This window comes from Bradyrhizobium sp. (assembly GCF_022844465.1).
Classification (GTDB): domain Bacteria; phylum Pseudomonadota; class Alphaproteobacteria; order Rhizobiales; family Xanthobacteraceae; genus Bradyrhizobium.
The window spans coordinates 88053-105287 of the sequence record NZ_JALHLP010000009.1; the positions used below are offsets into that span (position 1 = coordinate 88053).

Genomic DNA, 17235 nt, shown 5'->3' on the forward strand with positions numbered 1-17235 from the left:
CCCGGTCGTATGCCGGGCGGTTGCCTGAAATAGTTGCATTCCCGCCGGTTTAAGCAAAGCCCATTCGACAAGCCCGCACCGCTTCCAGCGGGCGGCCTATCCGGATAAGTTGCCGCCCCACACAAGCGAAGGACAAGAATATGGCGACGAGAGCTGACGCGGTTGCGAGGGCACGCGAACATCTTCGCTCCGGCGCGTTTCTCGGTGAACTCGGCCGCCGGGTCGGCTACCGCACCGAGAGCCAGAATCCGGGAAGCGGTGAAGCGCTGCGCGCCTATCTGGTGGAGGAACTGCAGCCGGCCTTTGCCGAGCTGGATTTCTCGACCCGGCTGATTGAATCCCCGAGCGGCCGGGGCCCGTATTTGCTGGCGAGTTATCACGAGGATGCCGCGCTGCCGACCGTCCTGACCTATGGCCATGGCGACGTCGTCGAAGGCATGGCCGGCCAATGGCGCGACAACCGCGACCCCTGGCAGGTCACGACCGCAGGCGAGCGCGTCTATGGCCGCGGCACCGCCGACAACAAGGGCCAGCACAGCATCAACCTGGCGGCGTTGCGGGCGGTGCGCGAGACCCGCGGCGGCAGACTCGGCTTCAACGTGAAATTCATCGTCGAGACCGGCGAGGAAATCGGCTCGCCCGATTTGCGGCAGGTCTGCGAGGCGTTGCGCGACGAGTTGAAGGCCGATCTGTTTCTGGCCTCCGACGGACCGCGGCTTTCCGCCGATCGCCCCACCATCTTCCTCGGTTGCCGCGGCGGGCTGCGCATCCATCTCGACGTGGTCTTGCCCGACGGTGGGCATCATTCCGGCAATTGGGGCGGGGTGCTCGCCAATCCCGCGACCATCCTCGCCGGCGCGATCGCCACCCTGGTCGACCACCGCGGGCGCATCCTGCTCGATCAATTGAAGCCGCCGCGCATTTCCAACCAGGTCCGCGCCGCGCTTGGCGATGTGGAGATCAAGCCTTCGGCTGACGAGCCCGCACTTTCGGAGAACTGGGGCGAGCAGGGCCTGTCTGCCGCCGAGCGGCTCTACGCCTGGAACACGCTGGAAGTGCTGGCGATGTCGTCGGGCAATATCGCGCAGCCGGCCAATGCGATCCCGGGCGCGGCGCATGCCGTGCTGCAACTGCGGTTCGTGGTCGGCACCCGTGTTGAGCAGGTCGTTGACGCCGTGCGAACGCATCTGCACGGCAACGGCTTTGCGATGGTGAAGGTCAGCGGCGGGCAAAGTTTTTCGGCGTCGCGTACCGACTTCGACAGCCCGTGGGTGAACTGGGCGGCGAATTCGATCCTGAAGACCACAGGCAAGGCACCGGCGATCCTGCCGAATTTCGGCGGTTCGCTGCCGAACGACGTGTTTTCGGAAGGGCTCGGACTGCCCACGATATGGGTGCCGCATTCCTATCCCGGCTGCTCGCAGCATGCGCCGGACGAACATATTCTGCTGCCGGTGACGGAAGAAGCGCTTGCCATCATGGCCGGCCTGTTTTGGGATCTCGGCGAGACGCCGCGCCCGCGATAGAACGATTCCATCGCAAAGGGTTCCAGCTAGACCCCTTCGTCCAGCGCGACGATCTCCCGCTTCTTGCGCAGCGCCGGCAGCAGCGGCGCGACCAGCAGCGCCACCGCCAGCGCCAGGCAGACGGCCGAGATCGGCCGCTGCACGAAAGTCGTGAGGTCGCCTTGCGACAGGATCAGCGATTTGCGCAAATTGTTCTCCAGCATCGGCCCCAGCACGAACGCCAGCACCAGCGGCGCCGGCTCATAGCCGAGCTTGCGCATGAAATAGCCGATCACGCCGAACGCGATCATGACATAGACGTCGAACACGTTGTTGCTGGAGCAATAGACGCCGATGATGGTGAACAGGATGATCAGCGGGAACAGGACGTTGTAGGGCAGCTTGAGCAGCTGGACCCACATGCCGATCAGCGGCAGGTTCAGCACCAGCAGCATCAGGTTGCCGATATACATGCTGGCGACGATGCCCCAGAACAGGCCGGGGTTCTGCGTGATCATCAGTGGACCGGGCTGCAGGCCGTGGATGACGAATGCGCCGAGCAACAGCGCCATCACCACATTGGGGGGAATGCCGAGCGTCATCAGCGGAATGAACGCGCCGCCGGCGGCGGCGTTGTTGGCGGCCTCCGGACCGGCGACGCCCTCGATGGCGCCGTGGCCGAACCGTTCGGGCGTGCGCGACAACCGCTTCTCCAGCGCATAGGAGGCGAATGACGAGATCACCGCGCCGCCGCCGGGAAGAATCCCGAGAAGGAAACCGAGCACGGTTCCGCGCGCGACCGGACCGGCGCTGGCTTTCCAGTCCGCCTTGCTCGGCAGCAGCTGGGTGATCCTGGCGTTGATGACGTCCCGCTTGATCACCTGTTCGGTGTTGATCAGCACCTCGGCGATGCCGAACAGGCCCATCACCACGGGCACCAGTCCGATGCCGTCGATCAGTTCCAGCCGGCCGAATGTCAGCCGCGGTTGCGCCGTGATGCTGTCCAGCCCGATCAGGCCGAGCACGATCCCGATGCACGCCATCAGCAGCGCCTTGGCCATCGAGCCCTGGGTCAGGAAGGTCAGAACTACCAGCCCCAGCACCATCAGGCTGAAATATTCAGCCGGACCGAACGCGATTGCGACGCTCGCCAGCGATGGCGCGATCAGCATCAGCGCCACCAGCGCGAACGTGCCGGCGATGAAGGAGCCGAGCGCCGCCATGCCCAGCGCCGGGCCGGCGCGGCCCTGTTTCGCCATCTGATGGCCGTCGATGCAGGTGACGACGGAGGCGGCCTCGCCGGGAATGTTGACCAGGATCGCGGTGGTCGATCCGCCATACATCGAGCCGTAGTAGATTCCCGCCATCATGATGATGCCGGACTCCGGCGTCCCTGACAGCGTCACCGGAAGCAGCAGCGACATCGCCGAGATCGGGCCGATGCCCGGCAGCACGCCGACCAGCGTGCCGATGAAGACGCCGATGAAGCAGTAGAGCAGGTTGATCGGCAGCAGGGCGACGCCAAGCCCCTGAGCGACGTTGTAGAGGGTGTCCATTTCCAGAGGTCCAGTCAGCCGATTTCGAAGATGCCGGACGGCAACTGGATCAGCAGCAGGCGCTTGAGCACCCACCATACCCCGAGCGGGGAAAGCAGCGCGATCGGGATCGCCAGCGACCAGCGCACCGGATCGATCGCGCGCAACAGCAGCAGCATCAGCGGAATGGTCGAGAGCAGGAAACCGAGCCTGTCCAGCGCCAGCGAGAACACGGTAAGGCCGGCGATGATAACCAGCGGCTTGGTCCAGCGCGCGTCTTTCCAGCGCGCGGCGAATGTCGGGCTGCCCTCGGTGATCGCGCCGATGATGATCGTGGCCGCGAACGCGCACATCAGGATGCCTGTGTAGAACAGCACGTAGCCGGATCCGGGATCGTTGATGGTGCCGAGCTTGAGCTTGAGGCCCGACCAGACCACGAAAACGCCGAGCGCCAGGCCGATCAGGCCGCCCCACAGCTCTGAATTGTTGAGACGGAGCTTTACGTTCTCAGGATCGTTCATCGGGTTTTCTCGCGGCCTTTACCGGTCGTTGTGCTGCATGGCAGCCAAGTGCGGGAGAACAAGTGCGGGAGAAGCTGGGTCCAGTGCGGACCCGAGCTGCTGCGGCGCCGCTGGAGCGGCGGCGCATCGGGTCCCGGGCCTACGGGCGTCTCAGTTCGTCTTCTTCGCCAGCCCGAGCGCCTCGACCGTCTTGCGTTCGGAGTTGGTGACTTCGACAACGAACTTCTTGTAATCCTCTGTGCTCTTGTAGTTCGGCACCATGTCGAATTTCGCAAGCGTGGCGATCACGGCGGGATCCTCCAGCGCCTTCTTGAAGGCGTCGTGCAGCTTGGCCACGATCTTCGGATCCATGCCCTTCGGACCCGCGATCCCGAACGGCGAGTCATAGACCATGGGGTAGCCGAGTTCCTTCAGCGTCGGCACGTTGGGGAAGTTCGGCGACCGCGCCGAGGTCCACACCATCAGCAGGCGCAGCTTTCCGGCGTCCACCAGCGGACGCCAGCCGGTCGAGTCGGCCTGCAGCATGGTGTGCTGGCCAAGCACCGCGGCGTTGGTTTCGGCGCCGCCCTTGAACGGCACCTGGGTCAGCTTGATGCCGGCCAGCGCCGCGATCTGCTCCATGCCGATGTGGAGCGACGTTCCGGCGCCCGGGGTCGCATAGGTCACCTTGCCGGGGTTCTGCTTGGCGAAATCGACGACGTCCTTCCAGGTCTTGAACGGCGATTCGGCTGATGTGGTGACGCCAAAGGTGTAGCCGGTGAGATGGACAATGTAGCTGAAGTCCTTGGCCGGATCCCACGACACTTCCTGCATCAACGGCAGCCGGAACACAGTGATCGGCATCTGCGCGATGGTGTATCCGTCGGGCTTGGCGGAGGCCGCCATGGTGGCCGGTCCGACCGTGCCGCCGCCGCCGGCCTTGTTGTCGATCGTAATCGGCTGTCCCAGGACCTTCGATGCGCTTTCAGCGATCGCGCGCATCGTGAGGTCGGTCGATCCTCCGGCCGGCCACGGCACGATCAGGGTGATCGGTTTGGTCGGATACTCCTGGGCGCCGGCGGCGGCTGATATCAGCATGCCGATGGCGGCGACGGCGATGGTCAATCGGCTAGGTCCGGACATATGAAGGCTCCCTTGTGGCCTCACCCACGGGAGGCACCTTGTTGTTGTTTCCTGGCCCCGATCATCCCTGAAATCGCCTGAGAAGAAAAGCCTATTGACCGCCGCGGGCCAGGGAACTGCAGATGCGGCAACTGGTGTGTGGACGCGGTGGCCATGCGCGGATGGTTAACGGAGACCGTCCGTAGCAATGACCATGGCAGGTCGGAGGTCGCGGTGCCTTGCGATGCCCCGAGGTTCAGGCCATCATGGATCGACCGGTTCCATTTTCCTGCCAATGACGGCACGGCTGGAGTCCCCGCGGGAGACCATGATTTCAGCTTCAACCGCAACCGACGCCGCGGTCATCGAGGCATTCGCCGGAATTCCGGCGCTGCTTGACCAGGCGCCGGCGCTGATCCAGCGCGGCCGGCTTCTCGACTGCGAATGCCTGCTCGGGCCGGCGAGCCGGGCCTTTCACGCCTCGATCCGGCAGGGGCGGATCGTCGAGCTGGCGCCGGCGCCGGTGTTGATGCGCTCATGGCGATTTTCCTATCGCGCGTCGGCCGCCGCCTGGGCGGAGTATTGGCGGCCCGTGCCGCGTCCCGGATTCCACGACCTGCTGGCCTTGACCAAGCGCGGGGAGGCGGTGCTGGAGGGGGACCTGCATCCGTTCATGGCCCATCTGCAGTACTTCAAGGATATGCTGGCACTGCCCCGACGCCATTTCGTAACGGCCGCAACATGAGCGGCGTCATCGAGCCGATCACCGGTCGCTACGTCCACGTCGATGTCGGCGGCGAGATCTGTCGCATCTATTTCGAGGAGAACGGCGCGGGCATCCCGCTGGTCTGCCTGCACACCGCGGGCTCCGACGGGCGGCAGTGGCGGCATCTGCTGGCCGATCAGGAGTTCGCCAGAAACTTCCGGATCATCGCCTTCGACATGCCCTGGCACGGCAAGTCGAATCCGCCGGCCGGCTGGGACGGCGCGGAATATCAACTGACGACGGCGCGCTATACGCAGACGATCCGCGCGTTCTGCCAGGCGCTTGCGCTGGACAAGCCGGTGGTGATGGGCTGTTCGATCGGCGGTCGCATCGTTCTCAACCTCGCGATCGACCACGCCTGCGAATTCCGGGCGCTGATCGGGCTGGAGGCGGCCGATTTCCAGGCGCCATGGTACGACACGGCCTGGCTAAATCGCCCCGACGTCCACGGCGGTGAAGTCTGCGCCGCGCTCGTGTCTGGACTGATCGCGCCGCAAAGCCCGGAAAATTCGCGGGCCGAGACTTTGTGGGCTTACAAACAGGGCGGACCGGGCGTATTCAAGGGCGACCTGTATTTTTATCGCGTCGACGGCGACCTGCGCGGCCGGGTCGAGCGTATCGACACCAGGATTTGCCCGCTCTTTCTGCTGACCGGCGAGTATGATTTTTCCTGCACGCCGGAAGACACCAAACGGACCGCTGGCGCGATCGGGGGCGCCCGTGTCACCATCATGGAGCAGCTCGGCCATTTTCCGATGAGTGAAAATCCCGAACAGTTTCGCCGCTACATTGCGCCGGTGCTCGGCGAGATTCTCGATCAATCCAGGCAAACCAAACGAGGAGTACCAGTATGAAACGGATTCATCTGATCGGCTACGCGCTCGCCGCCGCGCTCTGCGCGGGCCAGGCGAACGCGCAGGAGCTCACCGGAACGCTGAAGAGCATCAAGGACACCGGCGCCATCACGCTCGGCTTCCGCGATTCGTCCATTCCGTTCTCCTATCTCGACGACAACCAGAAGCCGATCGGCTACGCCATGGACATCTGCTACAAGATCGTCGATGCCGTAAAGAAGGAATTGAAGCTGGAAAAACTCGAGGTCAAGCTCAATCCGGTAACGTCGTCGACGCGGATTCCGCTGCTCGCCAACGGCACCATCGACCTCGAATGCGGTTCCACCACCAATAACGTCGAGCGCCAGAAGCAGGTGGCCTACACCAACACCCACTTCCTGACCGCGAGCCGCTACGTCAGCAAGAAGGCGAGCAAGATCAATTCGATCGACGATCTCAAGGGCAAGTCGGTGGTCTCGACCGCCGGCACCACCAACATCAAGCAGCTGACCGAGGCCAACGGGGCGCGCAATCTCAACGTCAACATCATCCCGGCCAAGGATCACGCCGAGGCTTTCCTGATGGTCGAGACCGACCGCGCGGTGGCCTTTGTGATGGACGACATCCTGTTGGCGAGCCTGATCGCGGGATCGAAGTCGCCGGGCGACTACGTCATCTCCAAGGACGCGTTTTCCAAGCCCGAGCCTTACGGCATCATGCTGCGCAAGGATGACCCGGCGTTCAAGAAGGTGGTCGATGCCGCGACCGCGGCGGTCTTCACCGGCGGCGAAGGCCAGAAGATCTATGACAAATGGTTCACCCAGAAGATTCCGCCGAAGGGATTGAACCTGAACGTGCCGATCGGCGCCGAGCTGAAGAACCAGTTCGCCAAGCCGTCGGACTCGCCGGATCCGGATTTCTACAAGTAAGCCAGTCGCTGCAAGTCCGGCCATTCAACTTGAAGAATGGCCGGACATTTGCATAGGCGTTGGCTGCATGGGCGTTGGGGACCACTGGGGCGTTAGGACCACTGGCGTTACCGGCGCGAGCGGGCGGGGTGCGGCGTGAACTACAACTGGAATTGGGGCATTTTCTTCGAGCCGGCCCCGAGCGGGACCGGCTCCTATCTCGACATGCTGCTGTCGGGACTGGCGCTGACCATCAAGACCGCGTTGCTGGCCTGGATCATCGCGCTGATCTTCGGGACCGTGATCGGCATCCTGCGCTCGCTGCCGTCGAAGACCGCATCCTGGATCGGGTTCGGCTACGTCGAGTTCTTTCGCAACATGCCGCTGTTGGTGCAGCTGTTTCTCTGGTTCTTCGTGCTGCCTGAGCTGTTGCCGCGCGCGGCGGGAATCTGGATGAAGCAGCTTCCCAATGCGCCGTTCTGGACGGCGGCGATCGGGGTGGGGCTGTTCATGTCGGCGCGGGTTGCCGTGCAATTGGCCGCGGGCATCGGTTCGCTGCCGCGCGGGCAGCAGCAGGCGGCGACCGCGCTTGGACTGACGACGGCGCAAGGCTATCGCTACGTGCTGCTGCCGATGGCGTTCCGCATCATCATGCCGCCGCTGACGTCTGAATTCCTCAACACCATCAAGAACACGTCGGTGGCGATCACCATCGGCCTGATCGAGCTGACCGGCCAGGCGCGGGCGATGCAGGAGTTTTCGTTTCAGGTGTTCGAGGCCTTCACCGCCGCAACGGTGATGTACCTCCTGATCAACATCGTGGTCGTGACCGGCATGCGCTTCCTCGAACGCGGCCTGGCGATCCCCGGCTACATTTCGGGGAAATAGCCATGTTCGACAACCTCGATTTCGACGTCATCCGCCGCTCGCTTCCCTACCTGTTCTTCGACGGCATGACGTTCACGCTGATGCTGACGGCGCTGGCCGCGCTGGGCGGGCTGGTGTTCGGCACACTGATCGCGTTGATGCGGCTGTCGAGCTACAAACTGCTCGGCCGCATCGCCGGCCTCTATGTCGATTTCATGCGCTCGCTGCCGTTGGTGCTGGTGATCTTCTGGTTCTACTTCCTGGTGCCCTATATCGGCCAGTGGCTGACGGGCGCGCCGCGGCCGATCCGCGTCGGCGCCTTCACCTCCACGCTTGTTACCTTCATCATGTTCGAGGCTGCGTATTTCTCCGAGATCATGCGCGCCGGCATCCAGTCCATTTCGAAGGGACAGCCGCAGGCGGCGAGCGCGCTGGGCCTGACCTACAGCCAGTCGATGCGCTACATCGTGTTGCCGCAGGCGTTCCGTAACATGCTGCCGGTGCTGCTGACGCAGACCATCGTGCTGTTCCAGGATACCTCGCTGGTCTATGTGTTGTCGATCCCGGATTTTCTCGGCGCGGCCAGCAAGGTGGCGCAGCGCGACGGGCGGCTGGTCGAGATGTACCTGTTCGCGGCCGCGGTTTATTTTGCGATTTCCTGTTTGGCGTCCTATGGCGTTAGGCGCCTGCAGGCGCGCATTGCCATCGTTCGGTGAGAGCATGATCCGGAAAAGTGGGAACCGGTTTTCCGAAGAGATCATGCTCACGAAGAGATTCGGTGAGGGTGCATGATCGAAATCAGCCACGTCAACAAATGGTACGGGCCGAACTTCCAGGTGCTGAAGGACTGCACCACCCGCGTCGCCAAGGGCGAGGTGGTGGTGGTGTGCGGCCCTTCAGGCTCGGGGAAGTCGACGCTGATCAAATGCGTCAACGCACTGGAGCCATTCCAGGAGGGCCAGATCATTCTCGACGGCATCAAGGTCAACGATCCCAGGACCGACCTGCCGAAGCTGCGCGCCCGGGTCGGGATGGTGTTCCAGCATTTCGAGCTGTTTCCGCATCTGCGGATCATCGAGAATCTGTGCCTGGCGCAGGAGAAGGTGCTGGGCCGCTCGCACGACGAGGCCGTGGCCAGGGGCGAGAAGCTGCTTGAGCGCGTCGGGCTGACCGCGCATGCGAGCAAGTATCCGGCCGAACTGTCCGGCGGCCAGCAGCAGCGGGTGGCGATTGCGCGCGCGCTGGCGATGGACCCGATCGCGATGCTGTTCGACGAGCCGACCTCGGCACTCGATCCGGAAATGATCAGCGAGGTGCTCGACGTGATGGTCGACCTGGCCCACGAGGGCATGACCATGATGGTCGTGACCCACGAGATGGGCTTCGCCAGCAAGGTGGCGCACCGCGTGATCTTCATGGACAGGGGCGAGATCGTCGAGGACGCGCTGAAGACCGAATTTTTCGGCAGCCCGCGCAGCGAGCGCGCCCAGCAGTTTCTGTCGAAGATATTGTCGCATTAGTCCCGCCGTCATTCCGGGATGGTCCGAAGGACCAGACCCGGAATCTCGAGATTCCGGGTTCGATGCTTCGCATCGCCCCGGAATGACGGGGGGAGGGTTCATCCTCACCAAATTACCTGTAAAGTCCGCCAAACCGCTTTGTGCTACCTCCAGGAGAACTCGCTTTGGAACAGATTGCCTACGTCAACGGCTCGTTCGTGCCCCTGGCCGACGCCAAGGTCTCGATCCTCGACCGCGGGTTCCTGTTTGCCGACGGCATCTATGAGGTTGCCGCCGTGCTGGACGGAAAACTGATCGACAACGCCTCGCATCTGGCGCGGCTGGAGCGTTCGGTCGGCGAGATATCGCTTGCCTTGCCGGAAAGCCTGCCGCGCATCCAGGAAATCCAGCAGGAATTGGTCAGGCGCAACAGCCTCGTCAACGGCATGGTCTACCTGGAAGTGACGCGCGGCGCCGACACCGGGCGCGACTTTGCCTTTCCCACGGGCGTCAAGCCGACACTGGTCATGTTCACCTCGGTCAAGGATATCGTCAACGCACCGTCGGCCAGGACCGGCATTGGCGTGATCACGGTGCCGGACCTGCGCTGGGCGCGGCGCGACATCAAGAGCGTGGCGCTGCTGGCGCAGGTGCTCGCCAAGCAGGCGGCGGCGGCGGCCGGGGCCGGCGAGGCCTGGATGATCGAGGACGGCAAGGTGACCGAGGGCGGCTCGTCATCCTGCTTCATCCTGACCCAGGACGACGTCATCGTGACGCGGCAGAACGGCAGCGCGATCCTGCCCGGCTGCACCCGCAAGGCGGTGGTCGCGCTGGCGGAAGAGCGCCAGCTCCGGGTCGAGGAGCGGGCGTTTTCGGTCGAGGAAGCGCTGGCGGCCAAGGAAGCCTTCATCACCAGCGCCACCGTGTTCGTGCAGGCGGTGGTGTCGATCGACGGCAAGCCGGTCGCCGACGGCAAGCCCGGTCCGATGACCAGCCGGCTGCGCGAGATCTATGTCGACTTCGCCAGGGCGACCGCGGTGTAAGGCGGCCCTAGATCTTCTCCGCCACGAACTTGTTCCGCAAGGTGCCGATGCCGGTGATGTCGATTTCGACGACGTCGCCGGCCTTCAGGTCGGGCGAGGCGCCGTCGGTGCCCATCCAGATCACGTCGCCCGGCCACAGCGTGAAGTATTTGGTCAGCTCGACGATGAACGGCACGATGCCGAAGATCATGTCGTTGGTGCGGAAACGGCCGGTCTCCCGGCCGTTGACCCGGATCACGGTTTCCATCTGCTCGAGATCGACGTCGGTTTCAATCCACGGGCCCATCGGCTTGAAGGTGTCGGCGTTCTTGCTGCGCCACAGGCCGCGATCGGCCTTCTGCCAGCTGCGTTCGCTGACGTCGTTGCCGATGCTGTAGCCGAACACGCAGGACATCGCGTTGGCCTCGGTGAGGTGCTTTGCCTTCTTGCCGATGACGACCACAAGTTCACCCTCGTAGTGGATCTTCTCGGTCGCAGCAGCCGGAATTACCACGTCCTCGTCATGGGCGATCAGCGCGTTCTGGGCGCGATAGCCGATCTCGGGCCGGTCCGGCACGCTGGGCACCGTGCCGGCCTTGTCGGCGGCCTCCTTGAGGTGCTTGAGGTAGTTCAGCCCGACGCAATAGAACGTGCGCGGGATCAGCGGCAGCTCGATCTTGACGTCCTTGAGCGGGTAGGATTGCGCGCCGCGCCGCCATTCGCCGAACGGATCGCCGTTGACGGCGATCACCCGCTCGCCCTCGACGAGGCCCCATGATGTGTTTCCGGCGGCGGTGAATTTGAGCCAGCGCATGAAAGTATCCTTTGCTTTTATTGGGCGGCGGCCTGCGGCCTGGCTTTCCAGGCGCCGGCAGCAGGGCGCCGCAGGCCGAGATTTTCGCGCAGCGTCTTGCCGGCATAATCCTTGTGAAACAGGCCGCGGCGCTGCAACTCCGGCACGACATGCCTGACGAAATCGGCGTAGGAGCCGGGCACGATGGTGGCGGCGATGACAAAGCCGTCGCAGCCGCGGCCGACGAACATTTCCTCGAGAATGTCGGCGATCTCCTTCGGACCACCGACGATCGCGTCATGCACCTGGCCGCGGCCGGAGAAGGTGACGAAGTCGCGCGCGCTGGGATTGCTCTTGCCTGAGGTCTTCAGCACGCCGTCGCGAATGCCGAGGATGCCCTGCATGCCCTGCAGCTCTTCCGTGGTCAGCGGCTCGTCGAGCGGCTTGGAGGCGAAATCGTAATTCAGCGCCTCCGCGAGCAGTGACAACGCGTCGATCTGCAGCGGCAGCTTGTTGATGAGGGCCATCTTGTCCTCGGCCTCGGCCCTGGTCGCGCCGCAGACCGGCGTGGTGAGGTTGCAGAGACGCATCTGCTCGGGATCGCGGCCGGCTTTGGCCGCTTCGTTGCGGACCGCCGCATAGCCTTCCTTGGCGGCGGCCAGATTGCGCGCGGCGGTGAAGATCACCTCGCCCCATCGCCCAGCAAAGCGCTGGCCCCTGCCGGACGCGCCGGCCTGGATGATGACGGGATGGCCCTGCGCCGAGCGCGGCACCGTGAACGGCCCGCGCGACTTGAAGAACGCGCCCTTGTGGTCGAGCCGCTTCACCTTGGCCGGATCGGCGAACCGGCCGCTGGTCTTGTCCATGATCACCGCGCCGTCTTCCCAGGTGTCCCAATGGCCGAGCACCACTTCCATGAACTCGTCGGCGCGGTCGTAGCGGAAGTCATGTTCGAGATGGGCGTCCTTGCCCATGTTGTGGGCCTCGCCATCGTTGAGCGAGGTGACGACGTTCCACCCCGCGCGCCCGTCCGACATCAGATCGAGTGTCGCGAAACGGCGCGCGACATCGAACGGTTCGTAATAGGTGGTCGAGCAGGTCGATCCCAGCCCAAGCCTGGTCGTGACCATGCCCATCGTGGTCAGCACGATCAGCGGGTCCATTTTCACGCAGCGGATGCCGTATTCGACGGTGTGGGCGTGGTCGTTGCCGTAGCGGTCCGGCATCGCCAGCCGGTCGTCGAAGAACGCCATGTGGAACTTGCCGGCCTCGAGAATCCGGGCGATCTCCTGGTAATAGTCGGCCGACATCGAATCGTCGCGCGATTGCGGATGCCGCCATGAACTCGGCAAATTAGTGCAGTTTTGCGCCTGCAGGAAACCCACCAGCGCCATTTGCCGCGTCATGCCGTTCTCCTTGTGCGGGGGGGATAGGATTTCATCGCAGGTCGAGCGTGTCGGCCAGCCTGTAGTCGGCGGCGAGCACCTTCAGCCTGTCCCAGGTCGCGTCCTCGATCTCGATGCCGTTGCGCCTGCGCTGCTGCTCGCGGAGATACTCGAGTTCGCCGGGATAGAACACGCCGGGCGAACCTTCCGAGGGCGGCGTCGATTTCAGATAGCGCGCGAACTCGCCCACCTCCCGCTCGAAATCCTTCAAGGGCCGGAACGCGGCGACGTTGAACACCGCCATGAAGCATCCGTCATTGTGGCGGCCGGTCGGCTCGACGCCGAAGCCCAGGCCCGTCAGCAGGCCGCACAGCACCTCGACCATCGCGGCCAGGCCGCTGCCCTTGTAGCCCTCGCTGCCGCCGAGCGGGAGCAACGCGCCGCCCTTTCGATACTGGGTCGGATCGGTGGTGTGGCGGCCTTCGGCGTCGATGATCCAGCCCTGTGGAATCTGCTCGCCGCGCGCCACCGACAGCGCGATCTTGCCGGCCGCCACCGCCGAGGTCGCCATGTCCAGATAGAACGGTGCCTCCAGATCGGACGGCACCGCGATTGAAATCGGATTGGTGCCGAGCCGGGCCTCGCGGCCGCCGAACGGCGCGACATGCTTCGGCGATCGGCCGGAATCGGCGGCGGCGATTCCGATCATGCCGGCCCGCATTGCCATCAACGGGTAGGCGGCGAGCCGTCCGACATGGCTCTGCCGGAACACCGTGCAGGCGGCGACGTTGGCGGTTTTCGCTTTTTCGATGGTCATCGCCATCGCCTTGGCGTTGACGTGAAAGCCGAAGCCCCAATGGCCGTCGATCACGGTCGTGGTCGGCGATTCCTGGACGATGGTCCACTTGGCGCCGGGAACGATGTGGCCGGCCTTGATGCGGTCGATATAGGTCGGGATCGCGATCACCCCGTGCGAATCGTGGCCGGCGAGATTGGCGTTGACGCAGCCGAGCGCCACCGCGCCGGCCTCTTCCTCCGATGCGCCGGCGGCCCGGAGCAGCGCCGCGCCGATACGGGTGAGACGGTCGGCCTGAACCAGCGGCATGGGATTTCCTCGTCGCGCCCGCGTCAGCGGCGGGTCTTGCTTATGGGCGGCGTCCACATCGTCTCAAAGCCGTGACGGGAGGGCAAGGGCAGAAAGCCGCTTTGACATGCCGCCAACCCGCCCCCGAGCGCTGAACGCGGGACATCGACCCGGTCCGAAGCGTTCGCCTGGCCGCGCGTATGGCTGATAGATCGTGAACGAAACCTCGGCGTTTCTCGGCGTATGCGCTGCCATTGTTCGCTCATTTACTCTGAATCGGAACTTCTGGCCGCCGATAACGCCGGTTAGCATCTGACAAGCATAAAGTCCGGTAAAGACAACTCAGCGTTGTCGGCAGGGAGCCGGAGAGTTGAAGACCGATATCGCGCGGACATTAGCGGCGTTGAATGCCACCAACGAAGCGATTCTGTACGCCAAATCACCCGAAGAACTGTACGGGAAGGTTTGCGAGGCCGCCTTCTCCAGCGGCGTATTCCTGGCTGCCGCCATTTTCTTGCGGGAGGGCGAAACCGATCTGTTGCGCTTGGTCGCCGGCTTCGGCGACGACGTCGCCCGCCTGCGCGGCGTCGACATTTCGATCGCGGCCGATGCGCCCGAGGGTGCGGGCGTTTGCGGTCGCGCCTTTCGCGACAAACAGACAAGCGTCAGCAACGATGTGCCGAATGACCCGCGCTTGCAGGTCTGGCACGAGAGTGCCAGACTCGCCGAAGTCGGCGCGGCGGCGGCGCTGCCGCTGACCTGCAACGGGGAAGGCGTCGGCGTATTCCTGGTCACGCTGCGCGAAACGCGCTCGATCGACGGTCAGACTGTCGCCATGCTCGAGCGGGTGGTGGCGAACGTCTCGTTCGCGCTCGATAATTTCGGGCGCGAGGCCGCCCGCAAGAACGGCGAGCGCGCCATGCGGCGGTTGAACCGGATGTTCGGCGCCATGATCGCGACCAACGAAGCCATCCTCCGCGCCAGGACCGAACAGGATCTCTATCAGCATGTTTGTGATGCTGCCGTGCATAGCGGAAATTCAACGGCCATGCTGGTTCTGCTCGCGCAGCCCGACTCCATCTGGTTGAAGCCGGTCGCCGGGACGGGAGAGACGCTCGAACAGATCACGCGGACGCGACACTCCATCGATGCCGACAATCCCTACGGCAACGGCATCTGCGGCCGGGCGTTCAGGACGCAGAAGCCGTGTGTCAACCCCGACGTTCTCAAATCCGCGCAGGCGCAGCCCTGGCAAGCCGCGGCGCGCGAGGCCAACGTCGCCGCTTGCGTCGCCGTCCCGCTGGTCAAGGCCGGTGATAGCATTGGCGTACTGCTGTTCTTTGTCGGCAGGTCATGGGCGGAGGACGACGAGATCGTCGCCCTGATGGCCCGGATCGCGGACAACGTCTCCTTTGCGCTCGAGAGCCTTGAACGCGCCGGCGAAAAGGCCAGGGCCGATGCGCAAAAAGAACGGCTGGCGCGCATGCTGGCGGCGCTCAGCTCGACCAACGAGGCGATCATTCGTGCGACGTCGCGCGCGGAGCTGTTCACGCTGGTATGCGAAGCCGCGGCGAAGGGTGGTCGGTTCAATTCCACCGGTATTCTGCTGGCCAGGTCTGACAGCGATTTTGCCGATATGGCGGCTGTGGCCGGACCGACCGCCGCCAACATGCGCCAGGTGAGGGTTTCCATCAACGCGGACCATCCGGAAGGGCGCGGGCTGTTCGGAAACGCGTTCCGCTCCCGGCAGGCCTGCATTTCCAACGATCTGCGCGCCGATCCCAGAGGCGTCGCGTTTCGACAATTCGTTCACGCCGATGGCGCGAGGTCAGGCGCGGCGTTTCCGCTCATGGTTTCGGGTCAACCCGTCGGCGTGATGTTCTTTATTTCCTCCGAGAAGGACACGTTCACGCCGGAGTTTGCCGAGCTGCTGCAGCGTCTAACCGACAACGTTTCGTTTGCGCTGGAGAATTTTGACCGCGCCGACGAGAAGACCAGGGCGGACGAGCGGATCGAGTACCTGGCCTCGCACGACAGCCTTACCGGCTTGCCGAATCGCGAGAAATTCAACGACATGCTTCGCCACACCATGATCGTGGCCCAACGCCACCAGCGGCCGTTCGCGCTGCTGTTCATTGATCTCGACCGGTTCAAGGTCGTCAATGATTCGCTGGGGCATGATGCCGGCGACATGCTGTTGGTGGAGATCGGCGGCAGGCTGCGCCGCGCGCTGCGGTCGAGCGACACGGTCGCGCGGCTCGGCGGCGACGAGTTCGTGGTGATTCTGGAAGAAGTCGCCGGACGTCATGAGGTCGAGCGCATTGCCGGCGAGCTGCTCGCCGTGCTCAGCCAGCCGATGCGGTTGAGCGGCCACGAATGCCACACCACGGCATCGATCGGGATAGCGATGTACCCGACCGATGGCCTCGACGTGCAGACGTTGACCAAGAACGCCGACATGGCGATGTACCTTGCCAAGGAGGACGGCAAAAACGGTTTTCACTTCTTCGCCAAGGGACTCAAGACGCTTTCAATCGAGCGACTGACGCTGGAGAACGCCTTGCGCCGCGCGCTGGAGCGCGACCAGTTCTCTTTGCACTATCAGCCCAAGGTCGACATGGTGAGCGGCGCGATTACCGGCGTCGAGGCGCTGCTGCGCTGGAATCACCCCGAACTCGGTAGCGTGTCGCCGGCGCAATTCATTCCGCTGGCGGAGGAAACCGGACTGATCATCCCGATCGGACGCTGGGTGCTAAAGGAGGCCTGCGCGCAAAACATGGCCTGGCAGCGCCGCGGCTTGCGGCCGGTGGCGATGGCCGTCAACCTGTCGCCCCGTCAGTTCGCCGATGCGCACCTGTTGCATGACGTTGACGCGGCGCTGTTGGCGAGCGGCATGTCGTCGTTGCTGTTGCAGCTTGAAGTCACCGAGGGCATGGTGATGAGCAACGTGCCGCGGACGGTCAAGGTGCTCGACTCGATCCAGAGCCGCGGCATTCGCCTTGCGATCGACGATTTCGGAACCGGCTATTCGTCGATGTCGCTGATGAAGCAGTTCCCGATCGACACCATCAAGATCGACCGCTCCTTTGTTCGCGATCTGCATTTCGATTCCGAGGACCGGGCCATCGCGCAGGCCATCATCAGCATGGGCAAGGCGCTCGGAATGACCGTGGTCGCGGAGGGCGTTGAGACGGTCGATCAGCAGAGTTTCCTGCGCGATCACGCTTGCGACGAGATGCAGGGCTTCCTGTTCTCCAGGCCGTTGCCACCCGAGAAAATGGCCGACCTGTTGCGGGCCGAACCGGCGTTGGCCTCGCCGCCGCTGCAACCCGATGCCGGATCAGGGCTGAAAAGCGCGGTCGCCTGACGGCTGTCGACGCAGTTCGCGGACCATCACATCGCTTTGTCGAAACCCG

The 17235-nt window shown here is 64.1% G+C and carries 15 protein-coding genes; 9 read left to right on the top strand and 6 right to left on the bottom strand.

Going from position 1 to position 17235, the window contains the following annotated elements:
• The first annotated feature begins 140 nt into the window (after positions 1 to 140).
• On the top strand, positions 141 to 1526 hold the full coding sequence (locus Q0D31_RS15665) for a M20 family metallopeptidase (RefSeq protein ID WP_291852697.1): 1386 nt from the start codon (positions 141 to 143) through the stop codon (positions 1524 to 1526).
• A 26-nt stretch (positions 1527 to 1552) separates the two neighbouring features.
• Here the strand turns inward: Q0D31_RS15665 and Q0D31_RS15670 are convergent, their stop codons facing one another.
• The 3 genes from Q0D31_RS15670 to Q0D31_RS15680 all read right to left on the bottom strand — a co-directional run bounded on the left by Q0D31_RS15670 (position 1553) and on the right by Q0D31_RS15680 (position 4683).
• Positions 1553 to 3061 carry a tripartite tricarboxylate transporter permease gene (locus Q0D31_RS15670; protein WP_291852700.1) on the bottom strand — a complete coding sequence of 503 codons (1509 nt, stop codon included), beginning with the start codon at positions 3059 to 3061 and terminating at the stop codon, positions 1553 to 1555.
• 14 nt (positions 3062 to 3075) lie between these two features.
• Positions 3076 to 3561 carry a tripartite tricarboxylate transporter TctB family protein gene (locus Q0D31_RS15675; RefSeq protein ID WP_291852702.1) on the bottom strand — a complete coding sequence of 162 codons (486 nt, stop codon included), beginning with the start codon at positions 3559 to 3561 and terminating at the stop codon, positions 3076 to 3078.
• A 150-nt stretch (positions 3562 to 3711) separates the two neighbouring features.
• A complete protein-coding gene (locus Q0D31_RS15680; protein WP_291852705.1) occupies positions 3712 to 4683 on the bottom strand; it encodes a tripartite tricarboxylate transporter substrate binding protein in 972 nt (323 codons plus the stop codon).
• Positions 4684 to 4990: 307 nt separating this feature from the next.
• On the opposite strand from Q0D31_RS15680, the gene Q0D31_RS15685 reads away from it, so the two are divergent.
• The 7 genes from Q0D31_RS15685 (at position 4991) to Q0D31_RS15715 (ending at position 10578) form a co-directional block, all read left to right on the top strand.
• The gene (locus tag Q0D31_RS15685) at positions 4991 to 5407 is read left to right on the top strand and encodes a hypothetical protein (RefSeq protein ID WP_291852708.1); all 417 of its coding nucleotides are present in this window, start codon (positions 4991 to 4993) and stop codon (positions 5405 to 5407) included.
• The gene (locus Q0D31_RS15690) at positions 5404 to 6282 is read left to right on the top strand and encodes an alpha/beta hydrolase (protein ID WP_291852711.1); all 879 of its coding nucleotides are present in this window, start codon (positions 5404 to 5406) and stop codon (positions 6280 to 6282) included. Before Q0D31_RS15685 ends, Q0D31_RS15690 begins: the two co-directional genes overlap by 4 nt.
• The gene (locus Q0D31_RS15695) at positions 6279 to 7190 is read left to right on the top strand and encodes an amino acid ABC transporter substrate-binding protein (RefSeq protein ID WP_291852713.1); all 912 of its coding nucleotides are present in this window, start codon (positions 6279 to 6281) and stop codon (positions 7188 to 7190) included. The genes Q0D31_RS15690 and Q0D31_RS15695 overlap by 4 nt, the downstream gene beginning before the upstream one ends.
• 135 nt (positions 7191 to 7325) lie before the next feature.
• On the top strand, positions 7326 to 8057 hold the full coding sequence (locus Q0D31_RS15700) for an amino acid ABC transporter permease (protein ID WP_291852716.1): 732 nt from the start codon (positions 7326 to 7328) through the stop codon (positions 8055 to 8057).
• A 2-nt stretch (positions 8058 to 8059) separates the two neighbouring features.
• Positions 8060 to 8752, top strand: a complete 693-nt coding sequence (locus Q0D31_RS15705; protein WP_291852718.1) for an ABC transporter permease subunit — start codon at positions 8060 to 8062, stop codon at positions 8750 to 8752.
• Positions 8753 to 8824: 72 nt separating this feature from the next.
• Positions 8825 to 9556, top strand: a complete 732-nt coding sequence (locus Q0D31_RS15710; RefSeq protein ID WP_291852720.1) for an amino acid ABC transporter ATP-binding protein — start codon at positions 8825 to 8827, stop codon at positions 9554 to 9556.
• Positions 9557 to 9720: 164 nt separating this feature from the next.
• On the top strand, positions 9721 to 10578 hold the full coding sequence (locus Q0D31_RS15715) for a D-amino-acid transaminase (protein ID WP_291852722.1): 858 nt from the start codon (positions 9721 to 9723) through the stop codon (positions 10576 to 10578).
• Positions 10579 to 10585: 7 nt separating this feature from the next.
• Here Q0D31_RS15715 and Q0D31_RS15720 read toward each other — a convergent pair whose 3' ends face one another.
• Genes Q0D31_RS15720 through Q0D31_RS15730 form a run of 3 tightly spaced genes read right to left on the bottom strand, consistent with a single transcriptional unit; the run spans position 10586 to position 13840 of the window.
• Complete coding sequence (locus Q0D31_RS15720) at positions 10586 to 11371, bottom strand: fumarylacetoacetate hydrolase family protein (protein WP_291852724.1); 786 nt, start codon at positions 11369 to 11371, stop codon at positions 10586 to 10588.
• Between the two features lie 17 nt (positions 11372 to 11388).
• Entirely contained in the window at positions 11389 to 12756 is a 1368-nt protein-coding gene (locus Q0D31_RS15725; RefSeq protein WP_291852726.1) for an LLM class flavin-dependent oxidoreductase, read from the bottom strand.
• Between the two features lie 31 nt (positions 12757 to 12787).
• The gene (locus Q0D31_RS15730; RefSeq protein WP_291852728.1) at positions 12788 to 13840 is read right to left on the bottom strand and encodes an Ldh family oxidoreductase; all 1053 of its coding nucleotides are present in this window, start codon (positions 13838 to 13840) and stop codon (positions 12788 to 12790) included.
• Positions 13841 to 14189: 349 nt separating this feature from the next.
• On the opposite strand from Q0D31_RS15730, the gene Q0D31_RS15735 reads away from it, so the two are divergent.
• A complete protein-coding gene (locus tag Q0D31_RS15735) occupies positions 14190 to 17186 on the top strand; it encodes an EAL domain-containing protein (protein WP_291852730.1) in 2997 nt (998 codons plus the stop codon).
• Positions 17187 to 17235 lie beyond the last annotated feature (49 nt).